The following is a 17,595-nucleotide window of genomic DNA, read 5'->3' as shown; positions in this document are numbered from 1 at the left end:
CGAAACCCGAAACCCGAAACCTTTAACACTTATCTATCAAAGCTTAAAAAACCTGCTTGCTTAATTATCCTACTAAGCGTAAAATGCGCGCTCATTTCGGCTTTTAAACTATTAATTCCTTGCCTTAAACCGACCGGCCGAAACGGTAGAAGGCTCTATTAACCGTAAGGAATATCCATGCGTCATTACGAAATCGTATTCATGGTTCACCCTGATCAGAGTGAGCAAGTATCTGGTATGATCGAACGTTATACTGGTTCTATCACTGAAGCAGGTGGTACTATCCACCGTCTTGAAGACTGGGGCCGTCGTCAACTGGCTTACCCAATCAACAAGCTTCATAAAGCTCATTATGTTCTTATGAACGTTGAAGCACCAACTGAAGTAATCAGCGAGCTAGAAACTACTTTCCGCTACAACGATGCAGTGCTTCGTAACTTAGTTATGCGTACTAAAAACGCTGTAACTGAAGCGTCTCCTCTTGTAAGAGAAGAGAAGAAAGAAGCACCAGCTGCTTAATTGTTTTGAGTCCTAGCATGGCACGTAGTCAGCAGTTACTATAATGGTTAGCCCATATACGAATCAGCTGGTTATATCGGGGGTAGTTTGTAAAACACCCAAGTTTAGCCAAAGCCCCGCGGGCATACCGCATTGTATTTTTGTTGTAGAACATAAATCAATGCAAGTTGAAGCAGATCTTAACCGTAATAGTTATGTTAGGCTTCAGGTGGTTGCCAGTGGTAAGCAAATGCAACAACAGACTCAACATTTGCACGTTGGGCAGGCATTGCAAGTGAGTGGTTTTTTAAATCGCCACGAAGGTCGTAACGGCCTTAGCCAATTGGTTTTGCATGCTCAGCATATAGAAAGAATTATTTGAGGAATTAATCTCATGGCACGTTATTTCAGACGTCGTAAGTTCTGCCGCTTTAAAGCGGAAGGCGTACAACAAATCGATTACAAAGATCTAGCTACTCTTAGAAACTATGTTACAGAAAGTGGCAAAATCGTACCTAGCCGTATCACAGGTACTAGCGCTAAATACCAGCGCCAGCTAGCAACTGCTATTAAGCGTGCTCGCTACTTAGCCCTTCTTCCATACACTGACTTACATAAGTAAGCAGCGGATTAACACGTTTTTAAAAGGTGTAGAAACATGCAAGTTATTCTACTAGATAAGATCGCTAACCTAGGTGGCCTAGGTGACCAGGTTGTAGTTAAATCTGGCTTCGCACGTAACTTCCTTTTCCCACAAGGTAAGGCAGTTCCTGCAACTAAAGCAAACATTGAAACGTTTGACGCACGTCGCGCAGAACTAGAAGCAAAAATCGCTGAACAGTTAACTGCAGCACAAGCACGCGCTGACAAACTTGAAGCATTAGCAGAAGTTACATTAGTATCTAAAGCTGGTGACGAAGGTAAATTATTCGGTTCAATCGGTACTCGTGACATCGCTGACGCTATCTCAGCTGTTGGTGTTGAAGTTGCTAAATCAGAAGTTCGTTTACCTCTAGGTACTATCCGTGAGACTGGCGAATTTGACGTTGCAATCGCAGTACACTCAGACGTAACAGCTACTATTAAAGTAATCGTTATTGCTGAAGCTTAATTTTTAGAATTAAGTTAAAAAAAAACCGTGCTTTGCACGGTTTTTTTGTGTCTAAAATTTATAACCCAAAGCAATAAATTGTTTGTTGTGGGTAAAATTAAGCACGTTTCTAAAATAAAGCTTCATTTTCTACAAATATTTTCTATTTCATTTAAACCTTTCTATTCTTCTGCGCGTCTTATAAGTTAAATTGCAATTACATAATTATAAACAGGAAAAATTTGCGATGTTAATGGACGCTAATCAGCCAATAACTGATCAAGTGCAGCAAATGCTTATTGATCAAGTTAAAAACGGCGACCAGTTAGCCTATAAAGCGCTCTATGACATGCATAAAGCAAAAGTTTATGGCTTATGCCTGAGGCTTATAGCCGATGAGGAGTATGCACAAGATGCTACCCAAGAAGTGTTTGTGCAAGTATGGAGCAAAATAGCGCAATTTGACGGGCGTTCGCAGTTTTCCACTTGGCTTTATAGTGTCGCCAGTAATATTGCTATTAGTTATGTGCGCAGACAAAAACATTGGCTTAATAAAGTAATTAGCTTTGAGCAAAGCGGAATGGATGAACAAGCTGCACATGACTGTAACGGATTAAATGGGCTAGATAAATTAATTGTTAGACTGCCTGAGCGCGCAAGAATGGTATTTGTGCTTTATGCAGTAGAAGGTTACAGGCATGAGGAAATTGCAACCCTGTTAGGTATGGCGGTAGGCTCTAGTAAGGCGCAATATCATCGTGCAAGGCAATTATTAAAGCAGTGGTATGAAAATGAATAAAACAAATTTTGATGACTACTTAAATGAGTCTTTAACCCAGTTAGATAAAAATATTCCACCAAAAAAAGAACTGTGGAATGGGATTGAACGCGCAATAATAGCTAATAATCAGCCCACTATTAATACTAACCAATATTGGCCAAAGCTCACCGCCATTGCTGCATGTTTTACCGCGGTTTTGGTCAGCACAGTATTGTTATTTAAAGTACCAGAGGCAAATACTGCAGTGGCAATGAGTGAGTTTTTTACTAAACAAAAACAAAGTTTACTAGTGCAATATCAAAGCCAAGCAGCATTGACCGACAATTGGCAAGTACAGTTACAAGAACTTGAAGATGCAGAGCAAGCAATAAAGCAAACTCTTGAAAATGAACCGAAAAACAAGGCGCTATTGTCTATGTTAGCGCAAGTTTATCAACAACAACTCGACTTAATTAACAAGGTGCATGCACCGCGTTGGCAACACATCTAGGAGAAATAAATGAAAGCAATAATATTAGGGATCGCTTTATTACCCATGGCCGTATTTGCTGGTGAAAAAATAGATCAGCAAATTGAGGTACCCAATGCTGGGGTGATCCACATTGAAAACCAGCGTGGTGATATTAAAGTGACAGGTTGGGATAAAAATCAATTTAAAGTAACCGGTGAACTTGATGATAAGGCACAAGGCTACACACTTAAAACACAGGGTAATAAAACCCAGTTTATTGTGAAAATGCCTGAACTTTCTAATTGGGATAATAACAACAATGGCTCAACGCTCACTATTTTTATGCCAAAAAGTAGTGCGCTAGAATTTGTGGGTGTTAATGCATCTATAACGGCCAAAGAGTTACAGAAAGGTACTGAAATTGATGTAGTTAATGGGGCTATTACAGTAAACGATCTTAATGGCGATATTAAGCTGACCACTGTAAATGGTGACATCAAGGCAAAAGCACTTAATGGTAAAGTTCAATTTGAAACTGTTAATGGTTCGATTGATGATCAGCAATCTAGCGGTGAAGTTCGTTTTAGTGCGGTTAATGGCGATATTACATCAAACTCGACGGCCAATGATATTCGCTTAGAAAACGTAAATGGCGATATTAACTTTAATTTAGATACAATTAAAGAGTTACAAATAAGCACCGTTAATGGCGAAGTTAAGGTACAAATTAACCGCCTTCTGAGTGATGCTGATGTGAGTTTTGAATCTGTTAGTGGTAACGCTGCGTTTTATTTCCCTGCTGATTTATCAGCACAATTTGAGGTGGAAGCACACGCTGGCGGTAAAATTGACAACCAGTTAACTAACGATCAAGTACAAAAAGCCAAATATGGCCCAGCAAGTGGAATTAAGTTTAATACTAATGGCACTGATGCTAGTGTAGAGATGAATACTATTAGCGGTGTTATCGAACTTAAACGTCAATAATTAGCTATTTTATTTTAAGTAACAAAAAGCAGGAAAAGATTTCCTGCTTTGCTATTTGCACAGCCCCGCCAAGTCGATAGAATAGAGCTATTCAATTTTAGTACTGTGAAGTTATGGCCAAACCAGATAAGCAAGTCGACACTCTTAAAGTTCCTCCCCATTCAATAGAAGCTGAACAATCTGTTTTAGGTGGTTTAATGCTTGATAACCAAGCATTTGATCGCGTAGCTGAACTTGTTGTGGCGCAGGATTTTTATACCCGTACCCATAAGCTTATTTTTGAGGCGATGACAGCTCTTGCTGAAATTGGTGATCCGATTGACTTAATCACAATTTCTGAGAGTTTAGAAAAAAATAACCAGCTGTCAGGTATTGGTGGATTTGCGTATTTAGCCGAAATAGCAAAAAACACCCCAAGTGCTGCCAATATTGACGCTTACGCAAGTATTGTTCGCGAGCGCGCCGTTGTTCGTGAAATGATTGGTGTTGCCAATGAAATAGCCGAAGCGGGCTTTAATCCTGAAGGGCGTACTAGCCACGACTTACTTGATTTTGCTGAAAGTAAAGTATTTAAAATTGCTGAGCAGCGTACAAAAAGTAGTGAAGGCCCACAAAGCATTCACAACATACTTGAAAAAACCGTTGATAAAATAGAAGAGCTTTATCAATCACCACAAGATGGTGTGACCGGTGTGAGCACGGGTTATGCTGATCTTGATAAAATGACTACAGGCTTGCAGCCATCTGATTTAATTATTGTGGCAGCGCGTCCATCAATGGGTAAAACCACTTTTGCGATGAACCTTGCTGAACATGCCGCAATGACTCAAGACAAGCCAGTGCTTATTTACTCACTAGAGATGCCCTCTGAACAAATTATGATGAGGATGCTGGCGTCCCTTGGCCGAATTAACCAAACTAAAGTACGTACTGGTCAGCTAGATGACGATGACTGGGCGCGCCTTTCATCAACCATGGGATTACTCATGGAAAAAGGCAAAATGTACGTTGATGATGCCTCAGGCTTAACACCTACCGATGTTCGCTCACGTGCACGTCGTATAGCACGTGATCATGGTGGTATTAGTATGATCATGGTCGATTACCTGCAATTAATGCGTGTACCTAGCTTGTCAGATAACCGTACCTTAGAAATTGCCGAAATTTCACGCTCACTCAAAGCATTAGCAAAAGAGTTGCAGTGTCCGGTTGTTGCTCTATCGCAGCTTAACCGTACTCTAGAGCAACGTGCTGATAAACGTCCAATTAACTCAGATTTACGTGAGTCGGGCTCTATTGAGCAAGATGCCGATTTGATCATGTTTATTTATCGTGATGAAGTCTATAACGAAGACAGTACTGAAAAAGGCATTGCCGAAATTATTATCGGTAAACAGCGTAACGGTCCGATTGGTAAAGTGCGCCTAACCTTCCAAGGTCAATTCTCTCGCTTTGATAATTACGCGGGGCCTGCTGTAGATGATGATTACTAATGCGCTTAGCCACTGCTGAAATTAATTTAACCGCGCTTGAACATAACCTAGCACAGGTAAAACGCTTTGCGCCCAATAGTAAAATCATGGCCGTACTTAAAGCGAATGCTTATGGGCATGGTTTAGTCACTATTGCGCAACACTTAAATGAAGCAGATGCATTTGCGGTTGCGCGTATAGATGAAGCGTTAGCGCTGCGTGCAGGTGGCCTTACAAAACCGATTGTGTTGCTAGAAGGCTTTTTTCATCAAGAAGACTTACCTATTTTACTGGCGAATAATTTTCAAACTATTATTCATGACGAGATACAGCTAAAAATGCTGGAAAGTGTGCAGCTAGATGCGCCTTTAAATTGCTGGTTAAAAATAAATACCGGCATGCATCGTTTAGGTATTGCGCCTGAGCAGTTTGATATGTTTTATCAGCGCCTACAAGCCAGCCCAAATGCACAAAACAAAATAAACTTAATGACCCATTTTGCGTGTGCCGATGATGTAAAAAATACTAAAACAGTGCAGCAAATAACTTTGTTCGATAATTTAACCCAAAAGGTTCAACAAGCTCATTGTTTATCGAACTCTGCGGGAATTATAGCGTGGCCGAGTGGCCATGGTGATTGGGTTAGACCTGGGCTAATGCTTTATGGTGTATCGCCTATAGCTAATCACACAGGTAAAGATCACCAATTAAAGCCTGTAATGCGCTTAACCACTAAAGTGATAGCAGTGCGTAATGTGGGGGCACATGAGCAAGTAGGCTATGGCGGCCGCTGGCAAAGTGATAAACCTACGGTGTTGGCTGTGGTTGCACTGGGCTATGGTGATGGTTATCCGCGTCATGCGAAAGAAGGCACACCCGTGATTATTAATGGGCATCGTTACGGTATTGTGGGTAGTGTAGCTATGGATATGATCACCCTTGATATAGGTAATAACGAGCACAACGTCCAGGTGGGTGATGAAGTGATTATGTGGGGGCCAGAGTTACCAGTAGAAGAGATTGCACAATGTGCTGATACTATTTCTTACGAGTTATTGTGTAATATCACACCGCGTGTAAGTTATGAGTACCAGCGCTAATGTTTATTATTAAAGATATGCAGTAAGTTTACATTGCTGTCATGATCGTGATGCTAGCTTACTGGGTATGGTTACTCTTTTATAAAGTAAATATCGCTAAAGCCCATACGTGCAAACTCTTGGTCGCGAAAATTGCGTACCGCCGATGAACCTTTAGAGGTCATTTCAATTTGGCGTACCATGTTTAAGTAATTAGTTAAATCGATACCCTCAGCAGCCGCAATAGCCTGATACATATCGTGGTATTTATCTTTTGCGAAGTTAATTTCGCGCGGTTGATTTTTAAAAGTATAGGTAATTCTGCGTGCCATAATAAGCTCAGTTATATTGAGTGTTAGTGTAATTTTACACTGTATTTAAGTTGCGTTGAATGATTAGTTGAAATCAAATAATTAAAAAGTTGAGTTTGAAATGAAATTATCAGTAGAGATCAGTAAATACCCGCTTCATCAAGATTATATTCCCTTTATTAAAGGATTTATTGACCGGTTAAATACCTATGATGATTTAAAAGTGATTACAAACACATTGTCGACGCAAATTTTTGGTGACTATGACTTAGTAATGTCGGTACTTAGTACTGAAATAAAACGTTCATACGAAGAGTTTGGCAAGGCTATTTTTGTTTGTAAATTTCTTTCTGGTGATCTTTCTCCTGAATAATGCTTAATAGCTTAGTGAGCCAATAATGGACTTTATTAACCAAACTCTTGCTGGGTTTACTGCGATGTCACACTGGGAATATATTGCAGTGGCTTTGTCTATGACTTACCTTTTATTAGCTATCAAAGAAAACCTTTGGTGCTGGCCTGCGGCATTCTTTAGTACCTTAATTTACACTATTATGTACTGGAATGGCGCTTTATTAATGGAGTCATTGCTGCATTTTTATTATATGTATATGGCAGTCTATGGCTGGCTAGCATGGAGGAGGAGTGGAGTAGGTAAACAGGAATTAGCAATTACATCATGGCGGGTAAGTCAACATATTGGCATTATCAGTATAACGTCCTTAGTTGCGATAATTTTGGGCTATATAATGACTAATTATACCCATGCTGATTTTGCCTATTTAGATAGTTTTACCACTTGTTTTGCTGTTGTTACTACTTATTTAGTGGCCAAAAAAGTGCTGGAGAATTGGTTATATTGGATAGTGATAGATGCCGCTTCGATGTACTTGTATTACGAAAAAGGCTATTACCCAACACTTGCGTTGTTTATCTTCTACACGCTAATGGCAGCATGGGGGTTTAAAACCTGGTATGAAGAGTACGAGCAAGAGCAAGCTAAGCCTCTAGCTCAGCTATAAGAGCCACAATGACCTTTGACAATATAAGCGCTATATTTAGCGCTTTTGACCCGCAACTTAATGTTCTCAGTAGTGAGCGTTTGTATAGTGGTTTAAGTAACGATAATTTCCTTGTCCATACAGCGCAGCAAGCTTACCTATTAAAGAGTTATCGGGAACACTGGCCATCTATAGGCTTAGCAGCGCAAGCAAGCTTTGCAGAGTATAAGGTTTGTCCTGCACCAATGTGGCTCAATGAAGAAAAAAAGTTAGCCATTTTTGAATATATTGACGGTGATATAGCGCAAGACAACTACACATCTGAACTAATAAAAAAATTGGTCAGTTTACACCAACATAATATCGTAACAGAGCCAATGGATATTAAGTTCGAGCTTGATTACTACTCTGACACCGAACTTTATCAGCAATATCAGCAGGGGGTTGAATCAGCTTTAGTCTATATTTATAGCCAACCTAGAGATAACGGTTTTTGCCATAATGATTTAGTTAAAGAAAATATTATTCTCAACACAGAGGGCATGTACTTAATTGACTTTGAATACGCTAAAACTAACGATGTTTACTTTGATTTAGCCGCATTAGCAGTTAGTTTTGAGTTAACACAAATACAAAAAGCGCAGTTACTGAAAACCTACCATGCATATTTACCTCAGGAGTGTAATTTTAGTCCCTCGATAGAAAAGTTAAAGTGTTATCAAGTAGTATTCTTAGTGCTTTGTATTTGTTGGTATTCTGCGCGTGGTGTCAGTGATAAGGTTAAAAAATTGTGTGAGCAGCTGGATTATCTAATTCAATAAATAGCCCAGCTTATCCCCAAGTAGTTATAAGTTTAGCTACAAACCACCAAATCGAGCTGCTAGCTCTTTATATTTAGCTACTTCATCGGCGTCATACTGTGGTTCGCCATTAGCATCTTCACTTTTGGCAATAAGTAAGCTTTCTCGTGTTAAGCGTTTAACTCGCTCGACTTTAACTCCTAAAAACTCAGCAACTTGTTCTGTTGACATTAACTTCATAATTACTTCCTCGTGTTTAATCTTTCCGTCCAGTGACAATAATAGATAATATGTGTCTAAAGCGTTACTGTTTTTTTATAGAATATAAATAAATAGCGCTTTTTTTACCTTTTGTTAAGTGATTAGCTTAAATTATAGACATGTAAACGAATCATGCTGGTATTTATACAAAGATGTCTTTATTATTGCGCATGCTAAAGCATTGATATCGCGAGTTGATGTGGAGGCAACAAATGTGCTCTCGTGGTGAAATGGATATCACGTGGCCCTCCGGAGGCTGAGTTGTAGGTTCGATCCCTACCGAGAGCGCCATTTGCGTTTTACTTTTTACTCCCCTTCAAAACGATCGTAGCTATTTAAATTAACTCACTATTTTTATTCTCCGTTAAATAATAATATTTGTAGCAATCTAATTTACACCGTTAGGCGTATACTCAGTGCTGCGGTTATAGTTTAATATCAACAGTCGTAGGATTTTAGTGTTAATAATTTATTATTACCCTAAACTCAAAAGCTAGACTTTTATAGCTAAATAATGCTATTAAAAGAAAATATTCCTTAATTATAGAAATCCTCACATTTATGTTAGTTACCTTACCTATATCAGAGCTTATTCCCGGCATGTACGTAAATAGCGTGACCAAGCAGCAGGAGAGTGTTGATGGTATAAAAATTAAAACCAGTGGTTTGGTACGTGATAAATCTATAATTCAGCGTTTAATTACCGAAGGAGTACTAGAGCTTCTTATTGATTTTACAAAAAGTGATGTGGCTGTACCGGCTAAATATAAAGTACAAGAAAAACCACAAGCAGCAGCTACAAATCAAGACAAGCCCGCTAGTAAAAAGCGAGTTGTAAGCTTGCAACAAGAGTTTGCCAAAGCCAGTGTTAGTTATGATGCCCACAACAGAAAACTACAAAGTATTTTTGGTGATTTAACTTCAGGTTTGTCACTGAATACTGATGCGCTTAATGAGATAAGTAATGAAATAGTCAGCTCGGTATTTCGTAATGAACATGCAATGACCATTTTAACTCGCATTAAAGATAAGCATAGCTATAACTGGCGTCATATGATCAACTGCACCATTTTTACAGCGGTATTCGCTAAGTATTTAGGGTATAAACGCGATGTTGTTCAGGAGCTTGCTATGGGGGCATTAATGCATGACCTAGGGCAGGCCAAATTACCTCAAGGAATATTCTCTAAACCTGGTAAAGTTACAGGTAACGAGATGACGGCAATAAAAAAGCATGTTGCACAAAGCTTAGGGTTATTAAAAGGTGGGAAAGGTATCACCTCTTTAATGTTAGATATGATTGTAAATCATCATGAGCGCCTTGATGGTTCTGGTTATCCTCGAGGAGTGGATGACAGCAAGATAAGTCGTCCTGCTCGGATTTTAGCGATTGTTGACGTATACGATGCGCTCACCGCAGACAGACCTCATCAAGAAGGGGATGAGCCTATAAATGCATTGCGTTATTTGTTGGCAAATAAACAGCTATTTGATGCAGAGTTAGTACAGCTATTTATAAAGTGTTTAGGTGTTCACCCGGTGGGTACTATTGTTAAGTTAACCAATGAGCGTTTGGCCTTGGTGCTAGAAGGTAATCATTCAAACCCAATTAAACCTAAAGTTAAGCTTTTTTATAACGCAAAACATAACCATCATGTTACCGCAAAAGATATTGATTTGAGCTCAAATAATAATGAAATAAAAATACAAGCAAGTGTAAAACCAGCTGATTATAAAATTAACTTACCTCGACTTTTAAAAGAGCATTTACTGCTTTAGTATTTTTGCATCGTCTTTTTCTGTTTGTTTTAGCAGAAATATACCCACCTAAAAAGCAATTACCCATTAACGTCATCCACAGTAATGTGCCTAATTCTACATGCAGCGCTAAGCAGCAAAAAACCAAAGAAATAATTGCCATGCTAATGGCTGCTAACCAATAGAGATTAACTGGGTTGTCACATTTACCTGCCTGCGTACACGCGCAATAATTTGCTTTATAAAAGAAATAAACACTTAAGCCACAAAAAATAAGCGCTGTAACAATAAGTAAAATGATCACTGTTTTCTCCCTTGGTGATTTTATTGGCAGTGTAAATTGCAACGCAAGTTAAGTCAATGCAAATGAGAATTAATATCATTAGAGTATATACTCTAATACCATACTTCTGCTCCGATGAGTTTTAAATAGTTGTTAAATTGTCGTTAAAAAACGTGTTTTTTGGCCTTTTTTAGCGTTTTAGTAGGGTTTTTTATAAAAAATTAAGGTAGTGTACGCGGGTTTGAAACTCTAATAACAACACACATAGCTATCCAAACAGTAAGTTTGGCTAAGGACACAACAATGAAATTTACTAAAACTCTTATTGCTGCATCGCTGGCATTTGTTTCAGCTGATACCTTTGCAGCGGCTTTTCAACTTGCTGAGCAAAATGTATCTGGTTTAGGTCGTGCATACGCAGGTGAAGCGTCTGTAGCAGATGATGCCTCTGTGGTTGCTCGTAACCCAGCGTTAATGACGTTGTTTAAAGAGAAGCAACTTAGCGTTGCAGCTATGGCTGTCATTCCTGATGTTAGCCTAAAAGGCACAGGTAATGCCTACGGTTTAGATAACAGCGTACTAGATGATGACAGCATCGCACCTAGCGCGATTATTCCTGCTGGTTATTTCACTATGCCAGTAAACGATAAAGTATCGGTTGGTTTTGGTGCATTTTCTAACTTTGGCCTTGCCACTGAGTTTAACGATGATTACGCAGCTGGCCAAATTGCTGGTGAAACTGAAATTGTTACTGTAAACATGAACGCAAGTGTTGCTTATAAAGTATCTGAGCAGTTCAGTTTTGGTATTGGTTTAAATGCAATTTATGCAGAAGCGAAGATTATTCGTAAGTTTGGCGTAGTACCTCCTGTAAACCCTGCTATTGCATCTATTCCTGCAAGTGCTGATGCTGTTCACCTTGAAGGTGATGACATGGGTTACGGCTTAAACGTTGGTTTAATGTACCAATTAGATGAAAATAGCCGCTTTGGTTTTAATTACCGTACAGAAACAGATATTACTTTTGAAGGTGAGTACTCGAATGAACTACCTTCATTTATTCCTGGTGGGTTAAACGGTCAAGTTGAATTACCTGGCTCAGTTGAAATTACACTACCAGCAATTGCTGAGTTCTCAGGTTCTCACCAGTTAGATGAAAAGCTAGGCGTTCACTACAGCGTATTATGGACAGGTTGGAGCAGCTTTGACTCATTAGAAGCACAAGTTACTGCACCTACAGGTGGCAAGTTCAGTGCGTTTGAAAAAACAGAAGATTTCTCTGATGCAATGCGTTACTCAATCGGTACTGATTACCAGTACAGTGAAAATTTAATGCTTCGTGCTGGTTTTGCGTTTGATGAATCACCAGTATCACAACAGCATTTATCAATTTCTATCCCTGATACAGACCGTTTTTGGTTCTCGTTTGGTGGTAACTATGCGATTGATCAAAACTCAAATATTGATTTAGGTGTGAGCGTATTACGTGGTAAAACACAAAACTTTACTGAAAAAGTAGAAAGCGAAACACTACCACAGCAATGGTCTTTTGAATCAAAAGGTCATGCAGTATTATTAGGTGCTCAGTACAACTACACATTCTAATTCTGCCTAGAGCCTAGAGCCTAGAGCCTAGAGCCTAGAGCCTAGAGCCTAGAGCCTAGACACAAAAAAGCCGCTTACAGCAAATGCAGTAAGCGGCTTTTTTTTATACTTATAAATTAACTGGTTACGAATGGCATAAGCCATTCGTACTGGTTTAATTATAAGCTTTCTATTTTAACTTTTTGCTCTAGTAGCTTAGTTTTTGCATCGGTAAATTCAGCTAGCTTAGCATTTTCTTTAGCGAGTACCGCTTCAGGTGCATTGTTAACAAACTTTTCGTTAGCCAGTTTGTTTTGCACTTGCGCTAGGCCTTTCTCAGCTTTTTCAAGTTGCTTGTTAATACGTGCAAGCTCAGCTTCGACATCAATTAACCCCGCCATTGGGATCATAATCTCAAGGTTGCCAACATAAGAGGTTGCACACGCTGGGGCATCGTCTTTGTTTTCAAGCAGAGTAAATGCTTCAAGCTTAGCGAGTGACGCTAAAAACGATTCATTTTCGTTAATACGGCGCACATCGTCGCTCGATGCATTCGCTAGTAATACCGATAGCGGCTTGCTTGGGCTAATATCCATTTCACCACGAATATTACGAATTGCTAAAATGAATTGCTTAACCCACTCTAAGTCATCCATCGCTTGTGAATCAACATTGGCTTGGTTATAAACAGGGAAGCCTTGTACCATAATGCTAGTGCCTGTTGTTTCAAGCCCTGCAAGTGGCGCTACACGTTGCCAAATTGTTTCTGTAATGTAAGGCATCATTGGGTGCATTAAACGCAGTAAGCTTTCAAGTACGGTAATAAGTGTATGACGTGTACCACGTTGCTGAGCTTCATTGCCTTTAAATAGTACCGGCTTAGTTAGTTCTAAGTACCAATCACAGAACTGATTCCAGGTGAATTCATATAATGTGTTCGCCGCTAAATCAAAACGGTAGTTATCAAGGTGCTCGGTGTAGGTTTTAACCGTGGCTTCATATTGACCTAAAATCCAGCGATCAGCTAACGAGTACTGTTTTTCGCTATCGTTAAAGCCACAGTCTTGCTCTTCTGTGTTCATTAATACGTAACGGCTTGCGTTCCATAATTTGTTACAGAAGTTACGGTAACCTTCAAGGCGGTTCATATCCCAGTTAATATCACGACCAGTTGAAGCCATCGCTGCTAAGGTAAAGCGCAGTGCGTCGGTACCGTGTGCTTCAATACCGTTTGCAAATACTTTGCGGGTATCTTTTTCAATTTTAGCGGCAAGTTTTGGCTGCATCATATTACCAGTACGTTTTTGTACTAAGTCTTCAAGGCCAATGCCGTCAATCATATCAAGTGGGTCAAGTACGTTACCTTTAGACTTCGACATTTTATCGCCGTTATCGTCACGTATTAAGCCAGTTACATACACGGTTTTAAAAGGAACTTGTGGTTTGCCGTTTTCATCCTTTATAAAGTGCAGCGTCATCATGATCATACGTGCAACCCAGAAGAAAATGATATCAAAACCGGTTACCAACACGTCAGATGGGTGGAAGGTTTTTAAGTCATCGGTATTTTCTGGCCAACCTTGGGTTGAGAAGGTCCACAGTGCTGATGAGAACCACGTATCAAGAACGTCTTCGTCTTGGCTAAGCGCTACGCTATCTGCAATATTGTTATCGCGGCGTACTTCTGCTTCATCACGACCAACGTATACGTTGCCTTCGCTGTCGTACCAAGCTGGAATACGGTGACCCCACCAAAGCTGGCGTGAAATACACCAATCTTGTACGTCGTTCATCCACGAAAAGTACATGTTTTCGTATTGCTTAGGTACAAATTGGATGTCGCCGTTTTTAACCGCGTCTTTTGCAGGTTCAGCAAGTGGTGCAACACGTACATACCATTGGTCAGTAAGTAGTGGTTCAATAACAACACCAGAGCGGTCACCGTAAGGAACAGTTAGGCCATGGTCTTCAATTTTTTCAAGTAGGCCTAGCTCTTCAAATTCAGCAACAATGGTTTTACGTGCGTCAAAACGGTCCCGGCCATGTAAGCGCTCAGGAATTGGCGCATCAAATTCAAGTTCTTTACCATCAAAGGTGTATGTTTCACCTTGGGTTAAAATAGCCGCGTCTTTGTCGAAGATGTTAATCATCGGCATCTTGTGGCGCTTACCAACTTCGTTATCGTTAAAGTCGTGCGCAGGGGTTATTTTTACACAGCCCGTACCTTTGTCTTTATCGGCATGTTCATCGGCAACAATTTTAATACGACGATTAACGATTGGTAGTAAAACCTCTTTACCGATTAGGTCTTGGTAGCGCTCGTCATCTGGGTTTACTGCCACACCTGAGTCACCCAGCATAGTTTCTGGGCGTGTAGTGGCTACAACAATGTAGTCTTTACCGTCTTGCGTTTTTACGCCATCAGCTAGTGGGTAACGTAAGTTCCACATATGGCCTTGTTTGTCTTTGTTTTCTACTTCAAGATCAGAAATCGCAGTGTGTAATTTTGGATCCCAGTTTACTAGGCGTTTACCACGGTAAATTAGGTTTTCTTTATGAAGGCGTACAAATACTTCTTTAACAGCTTCTGATAGGCCATCGTCCATGGTAAAACGTTCACGGTCCCAATCAACAGAAGCACCTAAGCGGCGAAGTTGTTTAGTGATTGTGCCACCAGACTCGTTTTTCCATTCCCAAATTTTATCGATAAATGTATCACGGCCTAAATCATGGCGTGTTTTACCCTCTTCTGCCGCAAGCTTTCGCTCTACTAGCATTTGCGTGGCAATACCTGCGTGGTCAGTACCTACTTGCCATAATGTATTGTTACCTTGCATACGTTTAAAGCGCGTTAAGGTATCCATGATGGTATCTTGGAAAGCGTGGCCCATGTGTAAGCTACCCGTGACATTTGGCGGCGGGATCATAATTGAATATGGGGTGCCTTGGCCAGATGGCTTAAAGTAGCCTTTTTGTTCCCAGTCTTGATATAGAGACTGTTCAATATCTTGCGGATTGTAGGTTTTATCCATTACACAGAACCTTAAATAAGTACTTAAATGAGTTAGTTAGCTTTGTACGCAGTGAGCGTTAGCGATTAATATCTTGCGTGGTGATATTGGCACCGAGTTGGCGTAGTTTTTTAAAGCGCTCACGAGCGGCTTGTTTGGCTACGGGCTCTACGGGTACAAAATCAAAAACTTGGTTAAACCGACGAATAAAATCCGGTAAGTGATTGGCCAAGTTAATTAATACTTTACGATTACCAACAGGTGGTGTTGTGCCAATTTCTACAGGTGCGCCGCCTTTTGGGCCTTCACCTTGTAAATTGTGGGGCACAAAACTGTCGGCATCAAATGTCCAAATAGTTTCGTCAATGCTGTTGGCGGTTGCTTCGCTGTCTACAAAAATAAATACGCGTTGACCAAGCCGATACTGTTGCCCAGCTATTTGAGCTGCTAAAGCAAAGTGATCATCGGCTTTAGCTAATGACTCATCTTGTTGCTTTAAAATGAAAAACTGGGCATTCATGTTCATTGTATCGAGATTTCCCATGACATTGATTGTGCTGTTATTAAATACACACAAATTAAGAAGGGGATTTTGCCATATAACGGGGTTTGCTTCAATTAATACCCAATAAATAAGGCGCTTTAAAAGCGCCTTATTTTATACTCTATATTGGGCTGTGAAGCCTTTTACAGGTTTGTTAGTCCTGGGTTGCTTCGCTAATGCCTACTCGGTTTAATAAATACTGAGTTAGCATAGGTACAGGGCGACCCGTTGCGCCTTTTTTAGCGCCGCTGCGCCATGCCGTACCGGCAATATCTAAATGAGCCCAGTTATACTTTTTAGTAAATTTAGATAAGAAACAGGCCGCAGTAATAGTACCTGCAGCTCGGCCACCTAAGTTAGTAAAGTCGGCAAATGGGCTTTCTAGTTGATCTTGATAATCATCCCATAATGGCAGTTGCCATGCACGATCGCCACTTTGCTCCGACGCTTTTAATAAATCATGTGCCAGTGGATTATGGTTTGCTAATAAACCCGTAGCATGGGCACCTAAAGCAACAATACATGCACCGGTTAATGTAGCAACATCAATCACGGTTTCTGGTTCAAAACGCTCAACATAGGTTAGCGCGTCACATAACACTAAACGGCCTTCGGCATCAGTATTAAGTACTTCAACCGTTTGCCCAGACATAGTGGTTAAAATATCACCTGGGCGATAGGCGTTTGAGCTTGGCATGTTTTCACAACCGGCTAAAACGCCAATTACATTTATAGGTAGCTGCATTTGTGCAAGCGAGCGCATGGCACCAATAACACCAGCAGCACCGCCCATGTCGTATTTCATTTCATCCATGCCTTCGCCTGGTTTTAATGAAATACCGCCTGAGTCAAAGGTTAAGCCTTTACCAACTAATACGATAGGCGCTTGGTCATCGCCTGCGCCTTTGTAGTTAATTACCGACATAACCGATTCGTTATCACTACCACGACCAACTGCTAGGTATGAGTTCATACCTAGTTCTGCCATTTTATCTTCGCCAATCAGCTCAACAGTGATGTTGTCAAAATTAGTCTCAAGTTCTTTGGCTTGCTCGCCGAGATACGCTGGATTACAAATATTAGGCGGCATATTGGCAACGTCTTTGCACAATTTGCTACCAGCAGCAATCGCTAGGCCATGCTCAATGGCACTTTCACCTATAGTCAGTTCGCGGCGCGTAGGAACGTTAAATACCATTTTACGCAGTGGACGACGAGGGTCTACTTTCTTACTTTTTAGCTGATTGAAGGTGTATAAACAGTCTTGGGTTGTTTCTACCGCTTGACGCACTTTCCAATAGGTATCACGGCCTTTAACGTGTTGCTCAGTTAAAAAACACACTGCTTCCATCGAGCCTGTTTCGTTTAAGGTGTTGATAGTTTTTGAAATAATTTGTTTATATTGTTTATCGTCTAGTTCGCGTTCTTTACCGCAGCCAACGAGTAGAATACGTTCGCTTAAAATATTAGGTACGTGGTGTAATAGTAATACTTGCCCTGGCTTACCTTCTAAGTCGCCACGGCGTAATAAATTTGAGATATAACCATCGCTGATTTTATCAAGTTGTTCACCAATGGGGGATAACCTTCGTGGTTCGTATACGCCAACAACAATACATGCACTGCGTTGTTTTTCTGGGCTACCACTTTTTACGTTGAATTCCATTGTCACTCCTGATTTTGA

Annotated in this window: 20 protein-coding genes and 1 tRNA gene; 15 read left to right on the top strand and 6 right to left on the bottom strand. The window is 40.3% G+C overall.

Annotated features, from left to right (window positions below; all coding sequences use genetic code 11):
* Positions 1-177: 177 nt before the first annotated feature.
* The 9 genes from rpsF (at position 178) to alr (ending at position 6,379) form a co-directional block, all read left to right on the top strand.
* On the top strand, positions 178-519 hold the full coding sequence (rpsF, locus tag CWB75_RS18435; RefSeq protein WP_008110420.1) for a 30S ribosomal protein S6: 342 nt from the start codon (positions 178-180) through the stop codon (positions 517-519).
* Positions 520-562: 43 nt separating this feature from the next.
* Complete coding sequence (gene priB / locus CWB75_RS18430) at positions 563-880, top strand: primosomal replication protein N (protein ID WP_008466122.1); 318 nt, start codon at positions 563-565, stop codon at positions 878-880.
* Between the two features lie 12 nt (positions 881-892).
* Positions 893-1,120 (top strand): 30S ribosomal protein S18, encoded by a 228-nt coding sequence (rpsR, locus tag CWB75_RS18425; protein WP_002962753.1) that lies wholly within the window; start codon positions 893-895, stop codon positions 1,118-1,120.
* 36 nt (positions 1,121-1,156) lie between these two features.
* Positions 1,157-1,609 carry a 50S ribosomal protein L9 gene (gene rplI, locus CWB75_RS18420; protein WP_008110407.1) on the top strand — a complete coding sequence of 151 codons (453 nt, stop codon included), beginning with the start codon at positions 1,157-1,159 and terminating at the stop codon, positions 1,607-1,609.
* Between the two features lie 226 nt (positions 1,610-1,835).
* Positions 1,836-2,387 (top strand): RNA polymerase sigma factor, encoded by a 552-nt coding sequence (locus CWB75_RS18415; protein WP_138571404.1) that lies wholly within the window; start codon positions 1,836-1,838, stop codon positions 2,385-2,387.
* Complete coding sequence (locus tag CWB75_RS18410; protein WP_013464154.1) at positions 2,374-2,859, top strand: hypothetical protein; 486 nt, start codon at positions 2,374-2,376, stop codon at positions 2,857-2,859. The genes CWB75_RS18415 and CWB75_RS18410 overlap by 14 nt, the downstream gene beginning before the upstream one ends.
* Positions 2,860-2,868: 9 nt before the next feature.
* The gene (locus CWB75_RS18405) at positions 2,869-3,807 is read left to right on the top strand and encodes a DUF4097 family beta strand repeat-containing protein (RefSeq protein ID WP_010390853.1); all 939 of its coding nucleotides are present in this window, start codon (positions 2,869-2,871) and stop codon (positions 3,805-3,807) included.
* A gap of 113 nt (positions 3,808-3,920) precedes the next feature.
* Positions 3,921-5,300: a replicative DNA helicase gene (dnaB, locus tag CWB75_RS18400; protein WP_010390854.1), complete on the top strand. Its 1,380-nt coding sequence runs from the start codon at positions 3,921-3,923 to the stop codon at positions 5,298-5,300.
* The gene (gene alr / locus CWB75_RS18395; protein WP_138571403.1) at positions 5,300-6,379 is read left to right on the top strand and encodes an alanine racemase; all 1,080 of its coding nucleotides are present in this window, start codon (positions 5,300-5,302) and stop codon (positions 6,377-6,379) included. The genes dnaB and alr overlap by 1 nt, the downstream gene beginning before the upstream one ends.
* 71 nt (positions 6,380-6,450) lie before the next feature.
* Here alr and CWB75_RS18390 read toward each other — a convergent pair whose 3' ends face one another.
* Entirely contained in the window at positions 6,451-6,690 is a 240-nt protein-coding gene (locus tag CWB75_RS18390; RefSeq protein WP_004588463.1) for a DUF2960 domain-containing protein, read from the bottom strand.
* A gap of 100 nt (positions 6,691-6,790) precedes the next feature.
* Here CWB75_RS18390 and CWB75_RS18385 point away from each other — a divergent pair, with 100 nt between their 5' ends.
* From CWB75_RS18385 to CWB75_RS18375, 3 genes are read left to right on the top strand one after another with little or no spacing between them, the layout of a single operon-like run.
* On the top strand, positions 6,791-7,042 hold the full coding sequence (locus tag CWB75_RS18385; RefSeq protein ID WP_010390856.1) for a hypothetical protein: 252 nt from the start codon (positions 6,791-6,793) through the stop codon (positions 7,040-7,042).
* Positions 7,043-7,067: 25 nt separating this feature from the next.
* The gene (gene pnuC, locus CWB75_RS18380) at positions 7,068-7,691 is read left to right on the top strand and encodes a nicotinamide riboside transporter PnuC (protein WP_010390857.1); all 624 of its coding nucleotides are present in this window, start codon (positions 7,068-7,070) and stop codon (positions 7,689-7,691) included.
* Between the two features lie 8 nt (positions 7,692-7,699).
* Positions 7,700-8,491, top strand: coding sequence for a phosphotransferase (locus CWB75_RS18375; RefSeq protein ID WP_138571402.1), 792 nt, complete (start codon positions 7,700-7,702; stop codon positions 8,489-8,491).
* Between the two features lie 36 nt (positions 8,492-8,527).
* Here the strand turns inward: CWB75_RS18375 and CWB75_RS18370 are convergent, their stop codons facing one another.
* Positions 8,528-8,710 carry a hypothetical protein gene (locus CWB75_RS18370; RefSeq protein ID WP_010390860.1) on the bottom strand — a complete coding sequence of 61 codons (183 nt, stop codon included), beginning with the start codon at positions 8,708-8,710 and terminating at the stop codon, positions 8,528-8,530.
* Positions 8,711-8,947: 237 nt separating this feature from the next.
* Here CWB75_RS18370 and CWB75_RS18365 point away from each other — a divergent pair.
* Both CWB75_RS18365 and CWB75_RS18360 read left to right on the top strand, forming a co-directional pair.
* Positions 8,948-9,022, top strand: a tRNA-Arg gene (locus CWB75_RS18365).
* A 270-nt stretch (positions 9,023-9,292) separates the two neighbouring features.
* Positions 9,293-10,510 (top strand): cyclic di-GMP phosphodiesterase, encoded by a 1,218-nt coding sequence (locus tag CWB75_RS18360; RefSeq protein ID WP_054202243.1) that lies wholly within the window; start codon positions 9,293-9,295, stop codon positions 10,508-10,510.
* Here CWB75_RS18360 and CWB75_RS19240 read toward each other — a convergent pair.
* Positions 10,470-10,793, bottom strand: coding sequence for a hypothetical protein (locus tag CWB75_RS19240; protein ID WP_138571401.1), 324 nt, complete (start codon positions 10,791-10,793; stop codon positions 10,470-10,472). The two genes, CWB75_RS18360 and CWB75_RS19240, sit on opposite strands and share 41 nt — an antisense overlap.
* A 282-nt stretch (positions 10,794-11,075) precedes the next feature.
* Here CWB75_RS19240 and CWB75_RS18350 point away from each other — a divergent pair, with 282 nt between their 5' ends.
* The gene (locus CWB75_RS18350) at positions 11,076-12,377 is read left to right on the top strand and encodes an outer membrane protein transport protein (RefSeq protein WP_055012852.1); all 1,302 of its coding nucleotides are present in this window, start codon (positions 11,076-11,078) and stop codon (positions 12,375-12,377) included.
* Between the two features lie 158 nt (positions 12,378-12,535).
* Here the strand turns inward: CWB75_RS18350 and CWB75_RS18345 are convergent, their stop codons facing one another.
* From CWB75_RS18345 to pepA, 3 genes are all read right to left on the bottom strand, one after another.
* Positions 12,536-15,388, bottom strand: coding sequence for a valine--tRNA ligase (locus tag CWB75_RS18345; RefSeq protein WP_138571400.1), 2,853 nt, complete (start codon positions 15,386-15,388; stop codon positions 12,536-12,538).
* A gap of 58 nt (positions 15,389-15,446) precedes the next feature.
* A complete protein-coding gene (locus CWB75_RS18340; protein ID WP_008112488.1) occupies positions 15,447-15,893 on the bottom strand; it encodes a DNA polymerase III subunit chi in 447 nt (148 codons plus the stop codon).
* Positions 15,894-16,065: 172 nt separating this feature from the next.
* A complete protein-coding gene (pepA, locus tag CWB75_RS18335; RefSeq protein ID WP_138571399.1) occupies positions 16,066-17,577 on the bottom strand; it encodes a leucyl aminopeptidase in 1,512 nt (503 codons plus the stop codon).
* Positions 17,578-17,595: the final 18 nt, after the last annotated feature.

Origin of the sequence: Pseudoalteromonas sp. S1608 (assembly GCF_005887265.1) — a bacterium.
GTDB lineage: Bacteria > Pseudomonadota > Gammaproteobacteria > Enterobacterales > Alteromonadaceae > Pseudoalteromonas > Pseudoalteromonas undina.
The sequence above is the reverse complement of the archived record's forward strand: the minus strand, read 5'-3'. Positions and strand labels throughout refer to the sequence as shown.